14 protein-coding genes and 4 tRNA genes are annotated in these 21,052 nt (G+C 29.7%); 9 read left to right on the top strand and 9 right to left on the bottom strand.

All coding sequences use genetic code 11. The features are described 5' to 3' along the window. The first annotated feature begins 25 nt into the window (after nt 1–25). Nucleotides 26–1,093: a sulfate/thiosulfate ABC transporter ATP-binding protein CysA gene (gene cysA / locus Bsayi582_RS02630; RefSeq protein ID WP_500815671.1), complete on the top strand. Its 1,068-nt coding sequence runs from the start codon at nt 26–28 to the stop codon at nt 1,091–1,093. A gap of 537 nt (nt 1,094–1,630) precedes the next feature. On the opposite strand, the gene ptsI is transcribed toward cysA, so the two are convergent. From ptsI to cysK, 3 genes are all read right to left on the bottom strand, one after another. Continuing rightward, nucleotides 1,631–3,346: a phosphoenolpyruvate-protein phosphotransferase PtsI gene (gene ptsI / locus Bsayi582_RS02625; RefSeq protein WP_500815670.1), complete on the bottom strand. Its 1,716-nt coding sequence runs from the start codon at nt 3,344–3,346 to the stop codon at nt 1,631–1,633. A gap of 63 nt (nt 3,347–3,409) precedes the next feature. Further along, nucleotides 3,410–3,667: an HPr family phosphocarrier protein gene (locus Bsayi582_RS02620; protein WP_500815669.1), complete on the bottom strand. Its 258-nt coding sequence runs from the start codon at nt 3,665–3,667 to the stop codon at nt 3,410–3,412. Nucleotides 3,668–4,060: 393 nt separating this feature from the next. Continuing rightward, on the bottom strand, nt 4,061–4,999 hold the full coding sequence (gene cysK / locus Bsayi582_RS02615) for a cysteine synthase A (RefSeq protein ID WP_500815668.1): 939 nt from the start codon (nt 4,997–4,999) through the stop codon (nt 4,061–4,063). 357 nt (nt 5,000–5,356) lie between these two features. Between cysK and ligA the strand changes: the two genes are divergently transcribed. Beyond that, nucleotides 5,357–7,150, top strand: a complete 1,794-nt coding sequence (gene ligA, locus Bsayi582_RS02610; RefSeq protein WP_500815667.1) for an NAD-dependent DNA ligase LigA — start codon at nt 5,357–5,359, stop codon at nt 7,148–7,150. Between the two features lie 235 nt (nt 7,151–7,385). Here ligA and Bsayi582_RS02605 read toward each other — a convergent pair. Further along, nucleotides 7,386–7,458, bottom strand: a tRNA-Lys gene (locus tag Bsayi582_RS02605). A 19-nt stretch (nt 7,459–7,477) separates the two neighbouring features. Next, nucleotides 7,478–7,550 (bottom strand) — tRNA-Val (locus Bsayi582_RS02600). Nucleotides 7,551–7,718: 168 nt separating this feature from the next. Here Bsayi582_RS02600 and gltX point away from each other — a divergent pair. Both gltX and Bsayi582_RS02590 read left to right on the top strand, forming a co-directional pair. Then, the gene (gltX, locus tag Bsayi582_RS02595) at nt 7,719–9,137 is read left to right on the top strand and encodes a glutamate--tRNA ligase (RefSeq protein ID WP_500815666.1); all 1,419 of its coding nucleotides are present in this window, start codon (nt 7,719–7,721) and stop codon (nt 9,135–9,137) included. A 164-nt stretch (nt 9,138–9,301) separates the two neighbouring features. Further along, a tRNA-Ala gene (locus Bsayi582_RS02590) sits at nt 9,302–9,374 on the top strand. 114 nt (nt 9,375–9,488) lie between these two features. On the opposite strand, the gene Bsayi582_RS02585 is transcribed toward Bsayi582_RS02590, so the two are convergent. Next, complete coding sequence (locus tag Bsayi582_RS02585) at nt 9,489–10,679, bottom strand: NupC/NupG family nucleoside CNT transporter (RefSeq protein WP_500815665.1); 1,191 nt, start codon at nt 10,677–10,679, stop codon at nt 9,489–9,491. Between the two features lie 338 nt (nt 10,680–11,017). Between Bsayi582_RS02585 and Bsayi582_RS02580 the strand changes: the two genes are divergently transcribed. Beyond that, on the top strand, nt 11,018–12,253 hold the full coding sequence (locus Bsayi582_RS02580) for an Nramp family divalent metal transporter (RefSeq protein ID WP_500815664.1): 1,236 nt from the start codon (nt 11,018–11,020) through the stop codon (nt 12,251–12,253). Nucleotides 12,254–12,623: 370 nt separating this feature from the next. On the opposite strand, the gene Bsayi582_RS02575 is transcribed toward Bsayi582_RS02580, so the two are convergent. The 3 genes from Bsayi582_RS02575 to prmB form a co-directional block, all read right to left on the bottom strand. Further along, nucleotides 12,624–12,695 (bottom strand) — tRNA-Arg (locus Bsayi582_RS02575). Nucleotides 12,696–12,861: 166 nt separating this feature from the next. Beyond that, complete coding sequence (gene aroC / locus Bsayi582_RS02570; RefSeq protein ID WP_500815663.1) at nt 12,862–13,926, bottom strand: chorismate synthase; 1,065 nt, start codon at nt 13,924–13,926, stop codon at nt 12,862–12,864. Nucleotides 13,927–13,936: 10 nt separating this feature from the next. Beyond that, nucleotides 13,937–14,863, bottom strand: a complete 927-nt coding sequence (gene prmB, locus Bsayi582_RS02565) for a 50S ribosomal protein L3 N(5)-glutamine methyltransferase (protein ID WP_500815662.1) — start codon at nt 14,861–14,863, stop codon at nt 13,937–13,939. Between the two features lie 883 nt (nt 14,864–15,746). On the opposite strand from prmB, the gene fabB reads away from it, so the two are divergent. The 4 genes from fabB (at nt 15,747) to accD (ending at nt 21,040) form a co-directional block, all read left to right on the top strand. Further along, nucleotides 15,747–16,961 (top strand): beta-ketoacyl-ACP synthase I, encoded by a 1,215-nt coding sequence (gene fabB / locus Bsayi582_RS02560; RefSeq protein WP_500815661.1) that lies wholly within the window; start codon nt 15,747–15,749, stop codon nt 16,959–16,961. Nucleotides 16,962–17,463: 502 nt separating this feature from the next. Continuing rightward, entirely contained in the window at nt 17,464–18,591 is a 1,128-nt protein-coding gene (locus Bsayi582_RS02555) for a 4-phosphoerythronate dehydrogenase (protein ID WP_500815660.1), read from the top strand. Nucleotides 18,592–19,148: 557 nt separating this feature from the next. Beyond that, on the top strand, nt 19,149–19,937 hold the full coding sequence (gene truA, locus Bsayi582_RS02550; RefSeq protein ID WP_500815659.1) for a tRNA pseudouridine(38-40) synthase TruA: 789 nt from the start codon (nt 19,149–19,151) through the stop codon (nt 19,935–19,937). Between the two features lie 242 nt (nt 19,938–20,179). Continuing rightward, the gene (gene accD / locus Bsayi582_RS02545; protein WP_500815658.1) at nt 20,180–21,040 is read left to right on the top strand and encodes an acetyl-CoA carboxylase, carboxyltransferase subunit beta; all 861 of its coding nucleotides are present in this window, start codon (nt 20,180–20,182) and stop codon (nt 21,038–21,040) included. Nucleotides 21,041–21,052: the final 12 nt, after the last annotated feature.

Raw genomic sequence — 21,052 nt, 5'->3', positions numbered from 1 at the left:
CAATATTTGTGATTAGAGATAATAAATGAGTATCGAGATAGACAAGATAACTAAGTGTTTTGATCATGATAAAGTGTTGATTAATATTTCTTTGCATGTTGCATCTGGAGAAATAGTAGCTTTATTAGGACCATCCGGTTCTGGTAAAACTACGTTATTACGAATTATAGCTGGATTAGAACGTCAGGACAGCGGTTTTTTACGTTTTAGAGGAAAAGATGTCAGTAAACTTAGCGCTCGGGATCGTCATGTTGGTTTTGTTTTCCAAAGTTATGCTTTGTTTCGTCATATGACAGTATCAGATAATATTTCTTTTGGTATGAGGATGTTGCCGCGAAATAAACGTCCAGGTTCTGATGTAATTAATAAGAAAGTTATGCAATTGTTAAATATGGTGCAGTTAGAACATTTATCTAATAGATATCCTGATCAACTTTCCGGAGGACAGAAGCAACGTGTAGCTTTGGCTCGTTCTTTAGCCATTGAACCAGAGATTTTATTATTGGATGAACCATTTGGTGCGTTAGATACGAAAGTGAGAAAGGAATTACGTCGTTGGCTGCGTAAATTACATAAAGAATTCAAATTTACTAGTGTTTTTGTTACGCATGATCAAGAAGAAGCTATGGAAGTTGCCAATAGAATAGTGATCATGAATCGAGGTATCATCGAACAGATAGGTACGCCTAAGGATATTTGGTGTGCTCCAGCTTCTCGTTTTGTTTTAGAGTTTTTGAGTGAGGTGAATTGTTTACAAGGAACAGTATATGGATCAGAATTATTTATTGGATCATACCATTGGTCTTTGCCGTATATTCCTACTTTACAGGGAAAAGTAGAACTTTTTTTTCGTCCATGGGAAATAGGTATTAGTAAAGAATCGAGTGTATTTTACCCGTTGCCGGCTAGGATTGTGAGTATTAGTTTACATGGTTATTATTGGCAGTTGAGTGTAGAACCTTTGGGATGGCACCAGGATTTACTGACTATAATTTTGGGAATTAAGGATGTGTTTGGAGCGCCACAATGTGGTGCATACTGTTATTTAAGCGGATGCAATGCACGGCTATATTCAGGAGAAATAGCATTATAAGTAATGTTATTGTTATTTATTATATGCATGCTATTTATCTTGCCTATGTTTATAGTATCCATAATACACTAGTATTACATGTATAATGTTCATTTATATAAAATCTTGTTTGTCGTGTTGTTTGATAAATTTGATGAGAGGATGTTAGACTGATCAGTAGTGTGTATATCGAACGTTAATAATTATTGTAGTAATACAAACAATGTTTAGATTTGTATTTGTTAATTTTATAGTTTATAAATGTATTTGTGCAGATGTTTTATGCAATATTATTGCAAAAAGTTCTTAAAAGACAAGCATTATATAATAATCCATTGTATAGAACGATTCTTTATTTGTATAATATCTATCGTAACTGTTTATACGCAAATGTATATTAGATTATAGTTCGTGTATTTATTTTTATAATAAAATTAGATGAATTAGTGATCGTTATATGTTGTATAATGTTTTTATGAAGAATTATGTAATAGTATGTTGATTTTTTAATGAAAATCGAATAGAAATAATTTTTATGTATTATATAACATAAATGTTTTATTTTGTTCCATGTTTAAGCAAATGCATTAATGATTCTGTGGTTGAGTGATTTAATGCATTTTTTGCAAGTTTTTTTGCATCATGATAGTATGTGTCGCGAATTATTTTTTTGATTCGTGGAATAGATATAGAACTCATGCTAAATTCGTCTAAACCCATTCCTAATAATAATAAGGTAGTACGTTCATCTCCTGCCATTTCTCCGCACATAGCAGCTCGTTTTCCTGCGGCATGCGCGGCTTCAATTACTTGTTTGATTAATATTAAAATAGGTGGAGATATAGGATTGTATAAGTGAGATATTAATTCGTTGCCACGATCTACTGCAAGAGTGTATTGTGTTAAATCATTAGTTCCAATACTGAAAAAGTCTACTTTTTTGATTAAATGATGAGCAATGATTGCAGAAGCTGGAGTTTCGATCATAACGCCTATTTCGATGTTTTCATCAAATTTTTTTCCTTCTTGACGAAGTTGATTTTTTAAAAATTTTAATTCTATATTTAAAGTATTTATTTCTTCTACCGAGATAATCATAGGATACATTATGCGCAATTTTCCAAAAAAGGAAGCTCGCAATATCGCGCGTAATTGTGTGTGCAATATATCTTTTCTATCTAATAAGATGCGAATTGCACGCCATCCAAGAAATGGATTTTCTTCATTTGGAAGGTGCATATAAGGTAATTTTTTGTCACCTCCGATATCCATAATGCGTATAACAATAGCTTCATTAAGCATCGATTCTGCTGCATTTTTATAAACTTGAAATTGTTCTTCTTCTGTAGGTAATGTGTTACGATTCATAAATAAAAATTCAGTTCTGTATAATCCTATGCCTTCGGCCCCGTTTTTTTTGGCTTTGATTATATCATCATGTATTGCGCCAACATTAGCGCATATTCTTACTTGATGCCCATCCAGTGTAATGGCTGGAAGATTTTTTAATTTGGTTAGTTTATGTTTTTCAAAAATGTATTTTTTTTTCAAAGTGTGGATATTTTTAATGATATTTGGAGTTGGATTGATATATATGTTATTGTTTAAAGCGTCAAGTATTATAAAATCTCCATTAGAAACTTGTTTTGTAATATTGCCAACACCTACAATAGCTGGCAGTTCTAAAGAACGAGCCATAATAGAGGTGTGCGAGGTTTTGCCGCCAGCGTCAGTAATAAATCCTAACACTTTTTTTAAATTTAATTGAGCAGTTTCTGATGGGCTAAGATCTGCTGCGATAATGATTACTTCTTCAGTAATAGCATTTAGGTCGATGATTGGTATCCTGAGAATATTTTTTAGTAATCGATTTCCGATGTCTCGTACATCGGTGGCACGTTCTTTTAAGTATTCATCTTCTAGGTTTTCTAAAGCTTGTGCTTGTGTTTCAATTACGGAATGTACAGCAGCATCAGCACTGTATAGCTCTTCTTTGATAAGAGTGATGATATCTTGTTCGAGCTCTTCATCTTCTAGCAGGATAATATGACCTTCGAATATCGCTTCTTTTTTTGCATCTAATTGTTTTTTTACTTTGTTTTTAATTTCTTTTAATTGTTTAGAAGTTTCAGCGCGTCCAGAAAAAAATCGATTAATTTCTTGTTCAATGGAGTCAATGGCTATTTTTTCTGAATTGATAATAATTTTTTTTTCTTGCAATAGCAACGCTTTTCCGAAGGCGATGCCAGGTGATACTGAAATTCCTGAAATCATAATTATACCTTCATTTATGGTTATATATAGTTTATATATTTTATATTTTATTATATTGTATATTTATTTAAGTTCAGTAATGAATTTGATTAAATGTTGTACCGCTTGTTCTTCGTCTGTACCGTCAGCAGTAATGATAATCATAGAACCTTTACTTAAACCTAGTGTTTGTAATTTAAATAAACTTTTAGCACTTGCTTTTTTGCCATTAGATATAACTGTAATTTCAGAATTGAAATTTTTTGCTTTTTTTACAAATTGAGTGGCTGGACGAGTATGCAAGCCATTGGAAGCAGTAATTACGATTTCTTTTTGATACATTTTTATCTCCATTTGATTAAACAATGCGATGAAAATAATATTTCATTTAGTTTATTAAGTTAAATACTTTGTTGATGAACAAAGGTGAATAAAAACTGTTATATCAAAATAATTTATTATTTTCTGTTTATCTTTTATGTATTTTATATTTAAAACAGAATATGAACTAAAGATATTTATATTAGTTCTTTGGAATCTTTTAAGATATTAGATTAATATAATATTCTATTTACATAATGTAATTAATTCAATGTTTTTATAAATTCTTCAATGAATAAAAAGCATGTAGCGCTCTCTTTACGTTAAAAGATAAATACGGAAAAACACTCCAGATGAGTGTTTATTATGTTGTTTTATATTTATAGAAAATAAAAATTTATTGTTATTATGTTTTTAAAATAACATGGTACTTAAATATCTCTCACCAGATGATGGAAGTATAACTACTATATTTTTATCAACATAGTTTTTATTTTTTTGCAATTGTATAGCAGCCGCTAATGCAGCTCCTGATGAAATTCCAGCTAAAATTCCTTCTTTTGCCATTAAATATTTAGCGTAACTGATAGATTCGTCTATACTTACTGTTTTTACGTGATCAATTAGGGTTAAATCGAGATTTTTTGGTATAAATCCGGCACCAATACCTTGTATTTTATGTGGCGCTGGTTTTATGTCCTGACCAGATAATGTTTGGCTAATTATTGGAGAATCTTCTGGTTCAACCGCTACGATAATAATTTTTTTATTTTTTTTTGTATGTTTAAGAAATCTTCCAACTCCAGTAATTGTTCCTCCAGTTCCAACTCCAGCTACAAATATATCTATTTGACCATTAGAGTCATTCCAAATTTCAGGACCTGTAGTTTTTTCATGAATTTCTGGGTTTGCAGGATTACTAAATTGTTGTAATAACAAGTAACGTTTAGGATTCGAAGCAACAATTTCTTCTGATTTGGCGATAGCTCCTTTCATGCCATGATTTCCTTCTGTTAATATAATTTCAGCTCCTAAAGCTTTAATTAATTTACGGCGTTCAATGCTCATAGTTTCTGGCATGGTTAAAGTTAGTTTATAGTTACGAGCAGCTGCTACATAAGCTAAAGCAATTCCAGTGTTACCGCTTGTTGCTTCTATAAGTCTCGTATTTGGTTGTAATAGTTTTCTTTTTTCTGCATCCCAAATCATATTAGCACCAATTCGACATTTAACACTAAAACTGGGATTTCTGGATTCTATTTTGACCGCTATACGACCATTACCAATATTGTTAAGACGAACTAATGGGGTATGACCAATAGTGTAAGAATTATCTTGGTAAATTTTATGCATATTTAAGATTCCTTAGATGTTATACAATATTACATGACATGTTATTTATTGTTAGACAAAATATCTTTTTTCAAAAAAAATTCAAATTGAACAAAAGTATAAACGATATTAACATCAAAATAACATACATTATTATATATTACTTATGTAGATTGATATTTAACATACAATAACGTTTATGTCATTCAATAGATATAGATAATTTATAAAATTTAATTTATATTAAATGTTATTTATATTGAACAATCGCATTGTTACAATATTGATTCCATGAACTATTAGTTATTTTTTCAATGAAAATCTATTTTTACATATTAGAATAATTATTATAACCCATGTAGCTGAGATATTCGTACTATGAAACTTGTTAAAAAAAAAATACAAAATTTAAAAAAAAAATTACGTCATTGGGAATATTTATATTATGTAAAAAATGAATCTAAAATATCTGATGCAAGATATGATGCAGTATTAGCAGAATTGTGTCGGTTAGAACAAAATTATCCATGTTTAATTACAAAAAATTCTCCTACTCAACGTATAGGGGGTGTATTTCAGGACAGTTTTAAAAAAATATATCATAACATACCAATGTTATCGTTAAATAGTATTATTAAAGAATCGCAATTGTTATCATTTGATAAACGAGTAAAAATTAAACTTAATAATGATAGTATTGTGTCATATTGTTGTGAGTTGAAAATAGATGGGGTAGCGGTTAGTTTATTGTATAAAAAAGGAAAGTTAATTCATGCAGCAACTCGGGGTGATGGTAAAATTGGTGAAGATGTTACTGAAAATGTACGTACTATTCACTCGGTACCTGTGTGTTTAAGGACAAACAATAATAATAAATATGATGTATTACCACGTTTATTAGAAGTTAGAGGGGAGGTATTTATATCTAAATTATGTTTTTTACAACTAAATAAGGTAATAATACAACAAGGTAATAAGCCTTTTTCTAATTCAAGAAATGCCGCTTCTGGTTCATTGAGGCAGTTAAATTCCGCTATTACGGCTACACGTCCATTAAGTTTTTATTGTTATGGTATTAGTGATTATCTTGGAGAAAAAGAATTACCAGATAGTCATTGGGATCGATTACAGTTATGTAAAAATAATTGGGGTTTGCCAATTAGTAAGCATACTCGTTTAATTACTGGGGTGAGTAAAATATCGGAATATTATTCTTATATTAAGATGATACGATCTGATTTAGAATTTAATATCGATGGAATAGTTATTAAAGTAAATAGTGTTGAATGTCAAAACAAATTAGGTTATGGATCTAAAGCTCCAAATTGGGCGCTTTCTTATAAATTTCCCTCAGAAATAAGGTCTACTAAAGTACATGATGTAATTTTTCAAGTCGGACGAACAGGTATTATTACTCCGATAGCTTATTTGGAACCAATTGTAATCTCTGATGTTATAGTTAGAAAGGTGAATATTCATAATATAAATGAAGTGAAAAGATTAGGATTGATGATTGGAGATACAGTGCTTATTCAGAGGTCTGGTGATGTTATTCCTAAAATTTTAGAAGTAGTTTTGTCAGAGCGTATTGATCGAATGAGAACTGTAGAATTACCGCATTTTTGTCCGATATGTGGAGCTGTTGTTACAACATGGGATAATCAATCAATATTACGTTGTACGGCTGGATTGGAATGTCCTGCGCAACGAAAGGGAGCGCTTAAACATTTTGTATCTAGAAAAGCAATGAATGTTTGTGGCATGGGAGATAAAATTATTAATCAATTAGTTGATCGAGGTATAGTATTGGTTCCATCTGATTTATTTAGTTTAAATAAAAATAAATTGATTAACTTAGAAGGATTTGGTGTGGAGTATGCCGAACGTTTGTTAAGAGCCATTGAAAATTCAAAAAAAACTACTTTGGCTCGTTTTATATATGCATTAGGTATTCGTAATGTAGGCGAGACGGTATCTAATAATTTAGCTGTTATATATAAAACTGTCGATAATTTAGTTAATGCTGATTTTCAGTCATTGTCAAATTTACAATATATAGGACCTACTGTAGCTGATAATATATATCGTTTCTTTAGAGATCCAAATAATTTAAAAAACGTTAAAAATTTACTTGAACCTTCTGTTGGTATTCAGTTAGATTCTGTTATTTGAAGATCAGATATTTTAATAAATTAAATTTTATTAATATACGTAATTTGGATTTTGTATGTTGAAGTATTATTCAGATGAAAGTAATATTATGAAAGATTTGTTTCATTGGTACATTGTGGATGTATGCATAATAATGTATGTTATTTATACTAAATGATTGGATTGAATTATCTTAAAGTTACGTTTCTGATTGGGTTAAGTATCTTTCTATTATTTTGATGTAGAATAATTTTTTTGGGTCGTGCAGGATTCGAACCTGCGACCAATTGATTAAAAGTCAACTGCTCTGCCATCTGAGCTAACGACCCAAGGATACAAAAATGGAAATAGGTGATGGCGGACTCGAACCGCCGACCCTCTCCTTGTAAGGGAGATGCTCTCCCATCTGAGCTAATCACCTTTACTGTTGGATTGAATTATATGTATTCATCGAAATGAGTCAATGGATTTCGTAAAAAAACAAATATTTTTGATTATATATTATTAAATGTAGAATTAAAATCGAAAATTTTATGTTAATTTAAATGGGTGTATATAGATAATAAATATTATTAGGTTTTTAATTTTTATGCATATTAAAACTCGATTCGCACCTAGTCCTACAGGTTTGGTGCATGTTGGAAATATTCGTACTGCTTTATATTCTTGGTTGTTTGCTCGGAAGAGAAGCGGTAAGTTTTTGTTACGAATAGAAGATTCTGATTTGAAACGTTCTATACACGATGGTGTTAAATCTATTATTTCTGGAATGAAATGGTTGAATTTAGATTGGGATGAAGGGCCTGTTTTTCAAACTAATAGGTTTGCTCGTTATAATGATGTTATAAATTATATGATTCGACATGGCATGGCTTATAAATGTTATTGCTCATCGGAAAGGTTAGAATATTTACGATCAGAACAAATAAAAAATGGAAAAAAACCTAAATATGACGGTTATTGTCGTTTTATAAAAAATACAACTACACATGATATGTCTTGTAAAAATTCTTATGTAATTCGTTTTTGTAATCCTAAAGAAGGAGTGGTGATTTTTCATGATCAAATTAGAGGTATGATTACGTTTGATAATAAAGAATTGGATGATTTAATTATTCGTCGTGCTGATGGTTCTCCAACGTATAATTTTTGTGTTGTGATAGATGATATGGATATGAATATTACCCATGTTATACGCGGCGAGGAACATATTAATAATACTCCGCGTCAAATTAATATATTAAAGGCATTAAAAGCTCCAGTACCAATATATGCTCATGTGTCAATGATTTTAGATAATGACAAAAAAAAACTATCAAAACGCTGTGGAACATTAGGAATTATGCAGTATCGTAATGATGGATTTCTTCCTGAAGCTGTACTTAATTATTTAATAAAGTTGGGATGGTCTTATGGAAATCAAGAGATTTTTAGTATTGATCAGATGAAAGAATATTTTGATCTTAATAAGGTTAGTAAATCTCCTAGTGTTTTTGATTTTGAAAAATTACTTTGGTTAAATCATTATTACATTAATCACTTGCCAATAGATTATGTAGCCTCGCATTTATCTTGGCACATGAATGAACAAGGTATTAATATTCAAAATGGTCCGAAATTGACTAGTATAATAAAGTTGTTTGCGAAACGTTCACGTACGTTGAAAGAAATTGCAAATAACTGCCATTATTTTTATATAGATTTTGATATATTCAAAAATCAGGCATCTAGAGTTTATTTAAAACCTATAGCAATGGAACCATTGAAATTTTTAAGAAAAAAATTTTATAACATAGTAAATTGGGATCCAGAAATTATTAAATCCGTAATTAAAGATTCTATCAAGGAATTAAGTATTAGTGTAGATAAAATAGGTATGCCTCTTCGTGCAGCGTTAACTGGTACAGATAGTACACCGACGCTCAGTGCTATCATATATATTCTTGGTAAGGACCAAGTATTAAAACGTATTGATCGGGCAATATATTATATTTTAAAGTTATATTAGATAGTGATTATTAGTATTAATTCAACGTATATTAGTGGTTTTTTAATAATTTAAAAAAAATTTTTTGATAAAAAACGTATATATATATATCGGTTATTTGTGATTATTGTAATATAATATGCGGATGACAAGGTAATATAAGATTGATAATAATTTTTTTTGTTGGGGCTATAGCTCAGTTGGAAGAGTATTTGCATGGCATGCAAAAGGTCAGCGGTTCGATCCCGCTTAGCTCCATTTATTTTTTTGTTGATAAAATAAGTGTTGTGTATTAATGCGCGATTTTTGATAGACAATATAATAATAAAAAGGTTACAAAAAATATTTTATGTATCGGTAAGAGATAGAGTTTTATTGCATAACTAAACCGGTTATAGTAGCAGATAACATATTAATAAGTGTAGAGCTATATATTAGTTTTAGTCCATAATGTGAAATTATATTTCCTTGTGTTTCGTTTAGTCCTTTAATAGCACCGATAATAATTCCAATAGACGAGAAATTGGAAAATGAAACTAAGAAGACTGATACGATTCCCATGCTGTGAGATGATAAAACACCGGAGATTTTTTGTAAATTTATCATAGCAATGAATTCGTTAGAAATTAGTTTAGTAGCCATAATGCTGCTGACTTGCAATATTTCGTTGGGTGGTATGCCGATGATCCAGGCGAGTGGTAAAAATATATAACCTAAAATTTCTTGTAAAGATACATTAAACAATGTTGTAAATATTGCATTAAGAGCAGAAATGAGTGCAATGAATCCTATTAACATTGCGGTTACAGTAACAGTGATTTTAAATCCAATTAGAATATATTCTCCTATAATTTCAAAAATATTTCGGTTACTAATAAAAAAATTGGTTATATGCAAATCTTGTTCTTTATTGACTACATAAGGATTAAGCAGTGATAATATGATAAAAGAACTAAATATGTTTAATATTAATGCGGCTATGACATATTTTGGAGCTATCATGGTCATATATGCGCCAATGATGGAAAGGGATACGGTAGACATAGTAGTTGCCGCCATAGTATACATCCGTAATTCAGATATGTTCCCAATGACGTTTTTATAAACTATAAAATTTTCGGATTGTCCTAAAATTAGTGAACTAATAGCATTGAAAGATTCTAGTTTTCCCATGCCATTAATTTTAGATAAAATAGTTCCAATTATTTTAATAGTGAATGTCAATATCCGAGTATATTGCAGAATACCAATTAAAGCGGAAATGAAAATTATTGGACAAAGTATATTTAAGAAAAAATGGGCTAATCCTTGCGCATGCATTCCTCCAAAAACAAAATCTGTGCCTTCTGACGCAAACATCGATAGCGCGTTAAATAAAGAACATAATTTTTGTACAGAATCTGACCCTAATTGAGAATGTAGAATGAAATACCCAAATAGAATTTCTATTATTAATATTTGTAAAATAAAACGTATACGAATATTTTTGGGGTTGTTACTGATTAGTAGTGCTAGAATGACTATTACACCGAATCCTATTATAAAATGTAAAATACGATCCACAGTTTGTTAACTCCCCTTATGTTAATATAATGTAGAAATGTTTCTTTATCATCTCATATATTAGAATAATAATTCAAATTAGTTTTTATATGATGTTTTTCAGTGAAACAAAAAACTTTGTTTATTGTTTTGTAATTATTAAAAAAAGATTTTCTAATAGGTTATTTAAAAATAATACTTTATAAGTTAGCCTGTGCTATAATTGTTTATATTGCGACAATATAAATATTGATTTTGAAATTATACATTTAAAAATTTCAATTATTATTATCCATTATACTTTATTTAAGTATATAAATAAAGTTAATCGAATAAGACAATTTGTGAGGATCATTAGTATGTTGGATGAGCGAGTTGCAGAAGTTGAACGTCGTGCTAGAAGAAAAGTTAAGTTTTCTTTGATTGGTCCTGCTTTTATAGCGGCTATTGGATATATTGATCCTGGAAATTTTGCAACTAATATACAAGCCGGAGCTACTTTTGGTTATCAATTACTATGGGTCGTAGTATGGGCGAATATAATGGCCATGTTAATTCAATTATTATCTGCAAAATTAGGTATTGCTACTGGTAAAAATTTAGCAGAACATATCCGAGACCGGTTTCCTAAATCGGTTGTATGGATGTATTGGATTCAAGCTGAAATTATTGCTATGGCGACAGATTTAGCAGAATTTATTGGAGCTGCTATTGGATTTCAAATATTATTTGGAATGTCTTTATTACAAGGCGCTTTTTTGACAGGGTTGATAACTTTTTTAATTTTAACTTTACAAAATTATGGTAAAAAACCATTGGAATTTGTTGTTGGAGGGTTATTATTGTTTGTGGCAATTTCTTATGTCATTGAGCTTTTTTATTCAAAACCTGAATTTCTTGTATTAGGTATGAGTATGTTATTTCCAATACTGCCAAATAGGGAAGCGGTATTTCTGTCAGCTGGGGTATTAGGAGCTACAATTATGCCTCATGTTATTTATTTACATTCTTCTCTTACTCAAGATGATAATGTTACAGTAAGTAGATCGGATCGATATTCTTCTACAAAATTGGATGTTGCTATTGCAATGACTATTGCTGGATTCGTGAATCTATCTATGATGGCTACTGCAGCAGCGGTATTTCATTGCAGTGGATATACTAGTATTTCTAATTTAGATGAGGCTTATTTGACATTATCTCCCTTGTTAAGTCATACTGCTGCTACAATTTTTGGTTTAAGTTTAACAGCGGCAGGATTATCATCAACAATAGTAGGTACTTTAGCAGGTCAAGTGGTTATGCAAGGTTTTGTTAGTTTTCATATTCCGTTATTGTTACGTCGTATTATTACTATGTTGCCTTCGTTTATAGTGATTTCTTTTGGAATTGATTCAACGCGTATTTTGATAATGAGTCAAGTGTTACTTAGCTTTGGGATTGCGCTTGCATTAGTACCATTATTAGTATTTACTGGGGATGTTAAATTAATGAACGAATTGGTAAATTCTTTATGGATTAAATTAATTGGTTGGTCAATAACACTAATAGTAGTAATGCTTAATATATATTTGTTAATTGGTACTATTATTTAGTTAATTTATATAAAATTGTGTATAAAAAGATTTGATTTATTGTTGGAATCATAATGATAGGGATATGTTATTTGCATTATGCATTAATATATATTTATTATTATTGCATATGATATAATTTAGAAAAGTTGATCTTTATAGTAGATGAATTTTATTCATTGGGGTATTTTTTTTGTTGTGATAAATTATTAAAATAATTTGATTGTTTTTTGTATTATTAAAACGTAACAATATATAACATGTGATATGTTTTTATTTAAAATTTTGAAATAAATTGATTTTTAGTTCATATTTTTTATATATTAAATATGTGGCTCACTTATAATTAAATAGCACTATATTTATCTATATAGTACTATAAGTATAGTTTCACCTTCGACAGGAATCGAACCTGTAATTAGCCTTTAGGAGAGGCTTGTTATATCCGTTTAACTACGAAGGTTTATTGTTATAGGTTTTTGTTTAATTATAACAACTATATTTTTTTAGAATATTCGTGTGTTATAGAGTTAATTTCAAATATATATTTGAAATTAACAAATTTATTATTGTTATTGTGTATATTTATAATAAATATATATTTATATTTGCGATATTAAAGATATTGCTTATATTTTTGTACATTGTGCACGTTGTCTAAGTAGGTGGTCCATCAAAACAATAGCAATCATAGCTTCAGCTATAGGAACTACTCTAATACCAATACAAGGATCATGCCGTCCTTTAATAAGGACTTGTGTTTCTTTATTTTCACATGTAATGGTTTTACCTGGAATTGCTATACTTGAGGTTGGTTTGACAGCTATATGTATAATTATTGGTTGTCCGTTACTAATACCTCCTAATATTCCTCCAGAATTATTACTTTGAAAGCCATTTAATGTTATTTCGTCTCTATGTTCGCTGCCAAGTTTAGTAATAACTGAAAATCCGTCTCCAATTTCTATGCCTTTTACTGCGTTAATACTCATTAACGCATGAGCTAAATCGGCATCAAGTCGATCGAATACGGGTTCGCCTAAACCGGTAGGTATATTGTCTGCTATTATTGTTATTTTAGCGCCAATAGAATTTCCAGATTTTTTTAAATTATTTATTAATTTATCTAATGCAGTTAATTGTTCGGAATCAGGACAAAAAAATGGGTTGTTATTTACTTGTTTCCAATCTTTTAAGGTACAGGTAATGTTACCCATTTGTGCTAAAAATCCACGAATATTTATTTTTTTTTGTTCAAAAAGATATTTTTTTGCGACGGCTCCTGCTGCGACACGTATTGCTGTTTCACGCGCTGAAGATCGACCTCCTCCTCGGTGATCTCTAAAACCATATTTTTTTTCATAAGTATAATCAGCATGACCAGGTCGGTATAGGTTTTTTATATTTTCATAATCTTGGGATCGTTGATCGGTATTGTTTATAATTAAACCTATGCTAGTACCTGTTGTTTTTCCATTAAAAACACCGGATAAAATTTTTACTATATCTAATTCTGATCGTTGACTGGTATAGGAGGAAGCTCCTGGTCGTCTACGATTTAGATCGTGTTGTAGATCTGTTTCTGTCAAAGAAAGACCTGGAGGTACTCCATCAATAATTCCACCTAGCGCAGATCCGTGAGATTCTCCAAAAGTTGTTACTCTAAAAAATTGTCCAATACTATTGCCAGCCATGGTAATTTCCTTAAATATTAGATATATAATTATTTTGAAAAGATAACAATTGTTTATAAGTTAACATAAATACACCATCTCCTCCATTAGTAAATTGTAACCAACGGAATGGTATGTGCGGATAATGTTTTATTAATGACATTTTAGTTGCTCCTACTTCGCATATGAAAACTCCATTTGTATTTAAATAGCCTATAACATTAATCAGAATTTTGTGAATTATTTGTAATTCATCGTTACCTGCAGATAAGGATACCACAGGTTCGTAATGGAATTCTTTTGGTAATTTATATATATCCGAATTGTTTACATAAGGGGGGTTGCTTATAATTAGATCGTATTTTAAATTTGGAATCTTGGTAAATAAGTCTGAATAAATAGGGATGACACGATCTTCTAGATTATATGACTTGATGTTGTATTCGGCTATTTTTAATGCATCTATGGAGATATCTATTGCATCTATTTCAGATTTTGGATAAATCATAGCGATTGCGACAGCAATACATCCACTGCCGGTGCCTAAATCAAGAATACGAGATGGTGAATAAGGTAATATATTGTGAAAATATGATGTAATTAGTTCTCCAATTGGTGAACGAGGAATAAATACTCGTTTATCTACATAAAATTCTAGACCACAAAACCATGCTTTATTAGTTAAATAAGGCGTAGGTATACGTTCATAAATGCGACGACGAATTAATTTTATTATATTTTTGCGTTCTTTGTAGGTGAGACGGGCTTGATATATTTCTGTTGGGATATTTATAGGTAAATGTAAACTAGGTAATATTAAATGTAATGTTTCATCCCAAAAATTATTAGTACCGTGTCCATAAAAAATTGAGCTAGCGTTAAATTGACTGCTACTCCAACGTAATATATCTAATATAGTATGTATTTCTGTTAATTTTTCCTTTGGTGTATTTTTCATAGGTTGTAATTTCCGTGATATTATCTGTAATATATAGTGTTTTTGAGTGTTATTATTTTGATGGTATAATGTAGTGTGAAGAGAAAATATTTAAATGGGCGATGTTTTTATGTTATGTCATAAATATATATTTAGACAGATTATTTTTGATAAAAATTGACATACTATGTATGTAATGTAATTAATTTTATTGTCAAATGATATATATAAATGATATTGATATGTTTTATATATGTTATTTTATAAAAATTTATGCACAATAATTTTTTTTAAATGATAATAAGTTTATGTATTTGTTTTTAATTAAATAGGAATTATTAGGAAATATGTTTCATATATGAAATTGTTTGAAATTGTGTTATATGAGCGTATTTAGTATATTTAAGCGTGATAATGAGTATTAATGTTAGAACAAATTTTGTTTTTTATTAGAAATTACAATTCTCTTGCTTGTATTTTTTAAATGTATTACGATTTTTTATTCAGTTTATATATTACATTATGCAATAATTTTATTATTTTTTAAATATTGTATTTGGATATAAAATTAATGATGTATCCAGTAAGTATTATATTATTACATTGTAATAATATATTCAGCTGATATTGGTATTGATTTCTTGATAATATAAAGTGTTACTTATGATTTAGTGATCATATATCATATGTGTATTTTTATTTGAAGAGTAGTAATATTTGAGTTTAATAACATGTTTCTATGGATTATTTACGTAAGTGCGTAATTGGTTTTGTATTATTAAGTTGTTTCCTTTATTAATAATTTTTCGCGTAATTAATATTGTGAGTGAATGTATTTAAGATGTAGCGCTACTTTGATACCACATAGAATATTATCATAATGATGATGAGGTATATTAAAAAAATGAAACGTGTTGTTATTACTGGTTTAGGGATTATATCAAGCATTGGAAATGATCAAAATGAAGTTTTGTTTGCTTTAAAAAATGGTAGATCTGGAGTGACTTTTTCTCAAGAATTAGAAGAATCTGGAATGCGTAGTCATATTTGGGGTAACGTTAAACTCAACACGGCAGGATTAATTGATCGTAAAATTGCTCGATTTATGAGCGATGCGTCTGTTTATACTTATTTATCTATGAAACAAGCAATAATAGATTCTGGATTATCTACGGATATGATTACCAGTGATCAGACAGGACTAATTGTTGGTTCTGGAGGGGGTTCTCCACGCAATCAAGTATCTGGATCTAATGGGATGAGATTGCGTGGTTTGAGAGGAGTGGGACCTTATATGGTGACTAAATCTATGGCTTCTGGTGTATCAGCGTGTTTAGCTACTTCTTTTAAAATTCGTGGAGTTAGCTATTCTATTAGTTCTGCTTGTGCTACATCTGCACATTGTATTGGAAATGCGGTCGAATTAATTCAATCAGGAAAACAATCTATTATTTTTGCTGGAGGAGGAGAAGAATTATGCTGGGAAATGGCTTGTGAGTTTGACGCAATGGGTGCGTTGTCTACGAAGTATAATATGACGCCAGAAAAAGCATCTCGTCCTTATGACATTAATCGTGATGGATTTGTAATTGCAGGAGGAGGTGGGATAGTTGTAATAGAAGAATTGACCCATGCTTTAGGTCGTGGAGCTCATATTTATGCAGAAGTTGTTGGGTATGGGGCTACATCTGACGGGTTTGATATGGTTGCCCCTTCTGGAGAGGGAGCAATCCGATGTATGAAAATGGCATTAAGAAATGTCAATAGTCCAATAGATTATCTTAATGTACATGGTACATCGACTCAAATAGGTGATATTAAGGAACTTTGGGCTATTCGTGAGACTTTTGGTGATCAACATCCTGCTTTTTCTTCTACTAAATCAATGACTGGTCATTCATTAGGTGCTGCTGGAGTACATGAAGTAATTTTTACTTTGTTAATGTTAGAACATAATTTTATTGCTCCAAGTATCAATGTTGATAGTTTAGATCCATATATAAAAAATATGAGACTCGTTATGAATAAATCTATATATTGTAAATTGACAACAGTTATGACTAATAGTTTTGGGTTTGGAGGAACGAATGCTACATTAGTTATGAGTAAATATCTTTAAATAATTGGGTGAAATTTTTAATTGTATCGTTGTTAGTATTATAAATGAATTGAGTTCATGTTATGTAATGGAATTAAATGTATTTAAATAGGTATTTTAACTTTTAATAGTTTAGAGATTGTTTCAATCTATAAAAGACTACAGTTGTTTTTTTACTGTGAATAACCGTTTGGTAACTATATGGTTATTACATATGTAGTTATTAATTAATGTGTTTTGTTTTATTTAAATAAAACTTAATTACTGTATTTTTAAAATACATATAAATAAATTATAATCGATTTTGATTATAATTTTTTTTGATTATATTTTTTTAACTTATAGATTATTGGATAATTATCGTGATGTATTTGGTATATTGTATAAGTTAAAATTTAAATAGTATATGTTATTTTAATTTTTGGAAATATTATGTCTAATTTTATTAGTGTGTGTAGAAATATCAGATCATATAAAATTAATCGTTTTATTTTGTATGTAGTAATTTATTTGGAGTATTAATTTGAAAATTTTAGTTGATAGGAATGTGCCTCATGTTTACACATTATTTGGTTTGCATAATAAAGTGGTAGTATATGAAGGGCGTTTAATTTCTGCTAAAGATGTAAAAAATGTAGATGTTTTGATAATACGTTCTGTAACAAAAGTTAATCATCTATTAATAGATAATAGTTCTATAAAATTTGTAGGTACTGTAACAGCTGGCGTTGATCATATTGATCAAAATTATTTAAAAAAGTGTGGAATTCATTTTGCTTATGCTCCAGGAAATAATGCTGTGGCGGTAGTAGAATATGTTTTTACCGCACTATTTTGGTTAGCGGAACGTGATAGATTTTTTTTGCGTGATAAAGTTATTGGAATTATTGGAGTAGGTAATATTGGAAGTTTATTGTGTCGAAGATTGCGTAATTTTGGAATACATACTTTGTTGTGTGATCCGCCTTTATCAGAAGTAAATACAAATAAATCTTGGGTATCTTTTGAAAAAATAGTTTCTGAAGCGGATATTTTAACTTTTCACACTCCTTTAAGTTATAACGGTGATTATCCTACATGGCATATGGTTGATCTTGACGTGTTAGAAGCATTACCTTCTAATCGTATTTTAATTAATACTTGTCGTGGTGCTGTAATAGATAATAGTGCTTTGTTAAAGGTTTTAGAAAAGGGTAAAAAATTAAATGTAGTGTTAGATGTATGGGAAACAGAACCAGAATTATCTTTACCTTTATTATCTTATGTTGATATAGGAACCGCGCATATTGCTGGGTATACACTTGAAAGTAAAATACGGGGTATTACTCAGATATATAGTGCATATTGTAATTTTTTTAATATTATTAATACAGTTAATTTATCTTTATTAAATCTTTCTGTTAATCGTTATATAAAAATACAACAAGAAATAGATGAAGTATTATTAAGTAAGTTGATTAAACGTATATATGATATAAGTTATGATGATCGAATATTAAGATGTTTTGCTTCCATGTCGGGAGGGTTTGATAATATACGTAGATATTATTTGAATCGTAGAGAATGGTCTGCGTTGTGTATAAAAACACACATAGATTCTAATAATGAGCTGTTGATTAATTTGGGATTTAGTGTGGTTTTATGTGAATAGTATTGTTGTGATATATGAGTGTATTTTTGAGTGTTATTTAAACGATTAATGTTCGTGTTACATTATCATGTATATATATGAATTATTTTGAATTTATTGTTTAGGTTGGATTAAATTTTTAATAGTATGAATGATTTTTTAATAGTTTATTTTATGTATTTTGATTTTTTGTATGTGATGTATTATGAGATATTAAGTATAATTAATTTTTTTATATAACAGGGATGAGAAAATTAAGTTATTTATATGATTAATTGTATGGTGTTATGTACATTGTAATAATATACGTTAATGTTTTATGATTTTTTTATGTCTAAAAGAACAGATAATGTATTGTTATGATTTATACTGATATTGCGTTTAAATTTAATTAGAATATTATTGTGTATTTGAGTTATTTATAGAGGTGTAGTGAATTAATTGTTATGTATAACATATGAGGGTTGTAATCAATGCGGGTTAGATGTCATTTAGTTTATTTACATGATTCACAAAAAGTGTTAGTAATGTAAGTCAAGATAGATTGTGTATATTATAAATGTGAAGATTATAGTTTTATGTTTAAATTAGCTTTAGGGATTGAATATAATGGTTCGTTATATTGTGGTTGGCAAAGACAAATAAATTTGCCTAGTATTCAGGCTTGTATAGAAGATGCCTTAATCAAAATAACTTCTGAGTCAGTACAAACATTTTGCGCGGGACGCACCGATTCTGGTGTACATGCTTTAGGACAAGTAATTCATTTTGAGACTTATTCTCAGCGTGCAAATCTTGTTTGGACATTAGGTGTTAATAGTTATTTACCATCAAGCATTTGCATACGTTGGGCTAAATTAGTAAGTAAGGATTTTCATGCTCGATTTAGTGCAATTTCCCGTCGTTACTGTTACGTTATTTATAATGGTTGTATAAGGTCCGCTTTGTTATTTAAAAAAGCTTGGCATTATAAAAAATATTTAGATATTAATAAAATGCGTTCTGCTGCTCAGTGTTTATTAGGGGAAAATGATTTTTCTTCGTTTCGTGCTTCGGGTTGTCAATCGTGTTCCACACGAAGAAAATTATATCATCTACGTATTATACGAAAAGGCCAATGTATTATAATAGACATTAAAGCTAATTCTTTTATGTACCGTATGGTGCGAAATATTGTAGGCAGTTTGGTACAGGTTGGTTGTGGAAAACGATCGGAAGCATGGATTTTAGAGTTGTTAAAAAATTGTAATAGATCATTAGCTGGTATAACAGCTCCAGCGAATGGTTTGTATTTGGTGGAAGTAAGATATCCTGAATATTTTTCTATTCCTTCTTCTTTTGTAGAAGAGTTTTTATTTACTATATAGGTTGTGTGTCTTGATGTTTTATATCACGAGATTGTAACTATTATTAATTTGTGTTGTATCAAAAAAAATGAATATAAATAAATTATAGTTTTTTAAGAAGTTGTTTGTTTTATTGATTAGTATTTAGTGATCATGTATTTTGTGTAGATGGTTTTTATATAATATAAATAAGGTGTTATTAATTTTTTTTTAGAAAAAAAATAGTGCTTGTTAAAGGAAATTTGAAAATTGAAAGGTTCACAATGAGTTGGATTGAGCGGATTCTTAATGAAAATACTATTATTCCAGCTCGAAAAATAAATATTCCAGAAGGAATATGGACGAAGTGTGAGAATTGTGGGCAATTGTTATACAAGAAAGAACTGGAGCGTAATTTAGAGGTGTGTCCTAAGTGTGATCATCATATGAAGATTTCAGCTAGGGTGCGTTTATTTTCTTTTTTAGATGAGAGCAGTGCGTTTGAATTAGGAAGTGAGTTAGAACCTAAAGATATTTTAAAATTTAAAGATTTAAAGAAATATAAAGATCGTTTAATTTCAGCGCAAAAAGCAACTAAAGAGAAAGATGCATTGGTAGTTATGCAAGGGACTTTATATGGTATGAAGATTGTTGCTGCATCTTTTGAATTTTCCTTTATTGGTGGTTCAATGTCTTCTGTGGTAGGATCTCGTTTTGTATGTGCGGTAAATCAAGCTTTGAAAATTAGATGTCCATTAGTGTGTTTTTCTGCAAGTGGCGGGGCTCGTATGCAAGAAGCTCTTATATCTTTAATGCAAATGGCAAGAACTAGTGCTGCGTTGGCTAATTTATATGCTCAATGCTTACCATATATTTCTGTGTTAACCAATCCTACTATGGGAGGAGTATCTGCCAGTTTAGCTATGTTAGGTGATTTGAATATTGCTGAACCAAAAGCACTGATAGGATTCGCTGGTCCTAGAGTTATTGAGCAAACAGTTCGGGAAAAGTTACCGTCAGGATTTCAACGTAGTGAATTTCTGTTGGAAAGAGGTGTGGTTGATTTGATTGTACGCAGACCAGATTTGCGATTTAAAATAGCAGGATTATTAGCGAAATTAACGCAAAGACCCATACCAAAATAGTAATAACTCAAT

The organism is Candidatus Blochmannia sayi (nom. nud.) (genome assembly GCF_059935855.1).
Note: the sequence above shows the minus strand (reverse complement) of the source record. Positions and strands in the feature narration are given on the sequence as shown.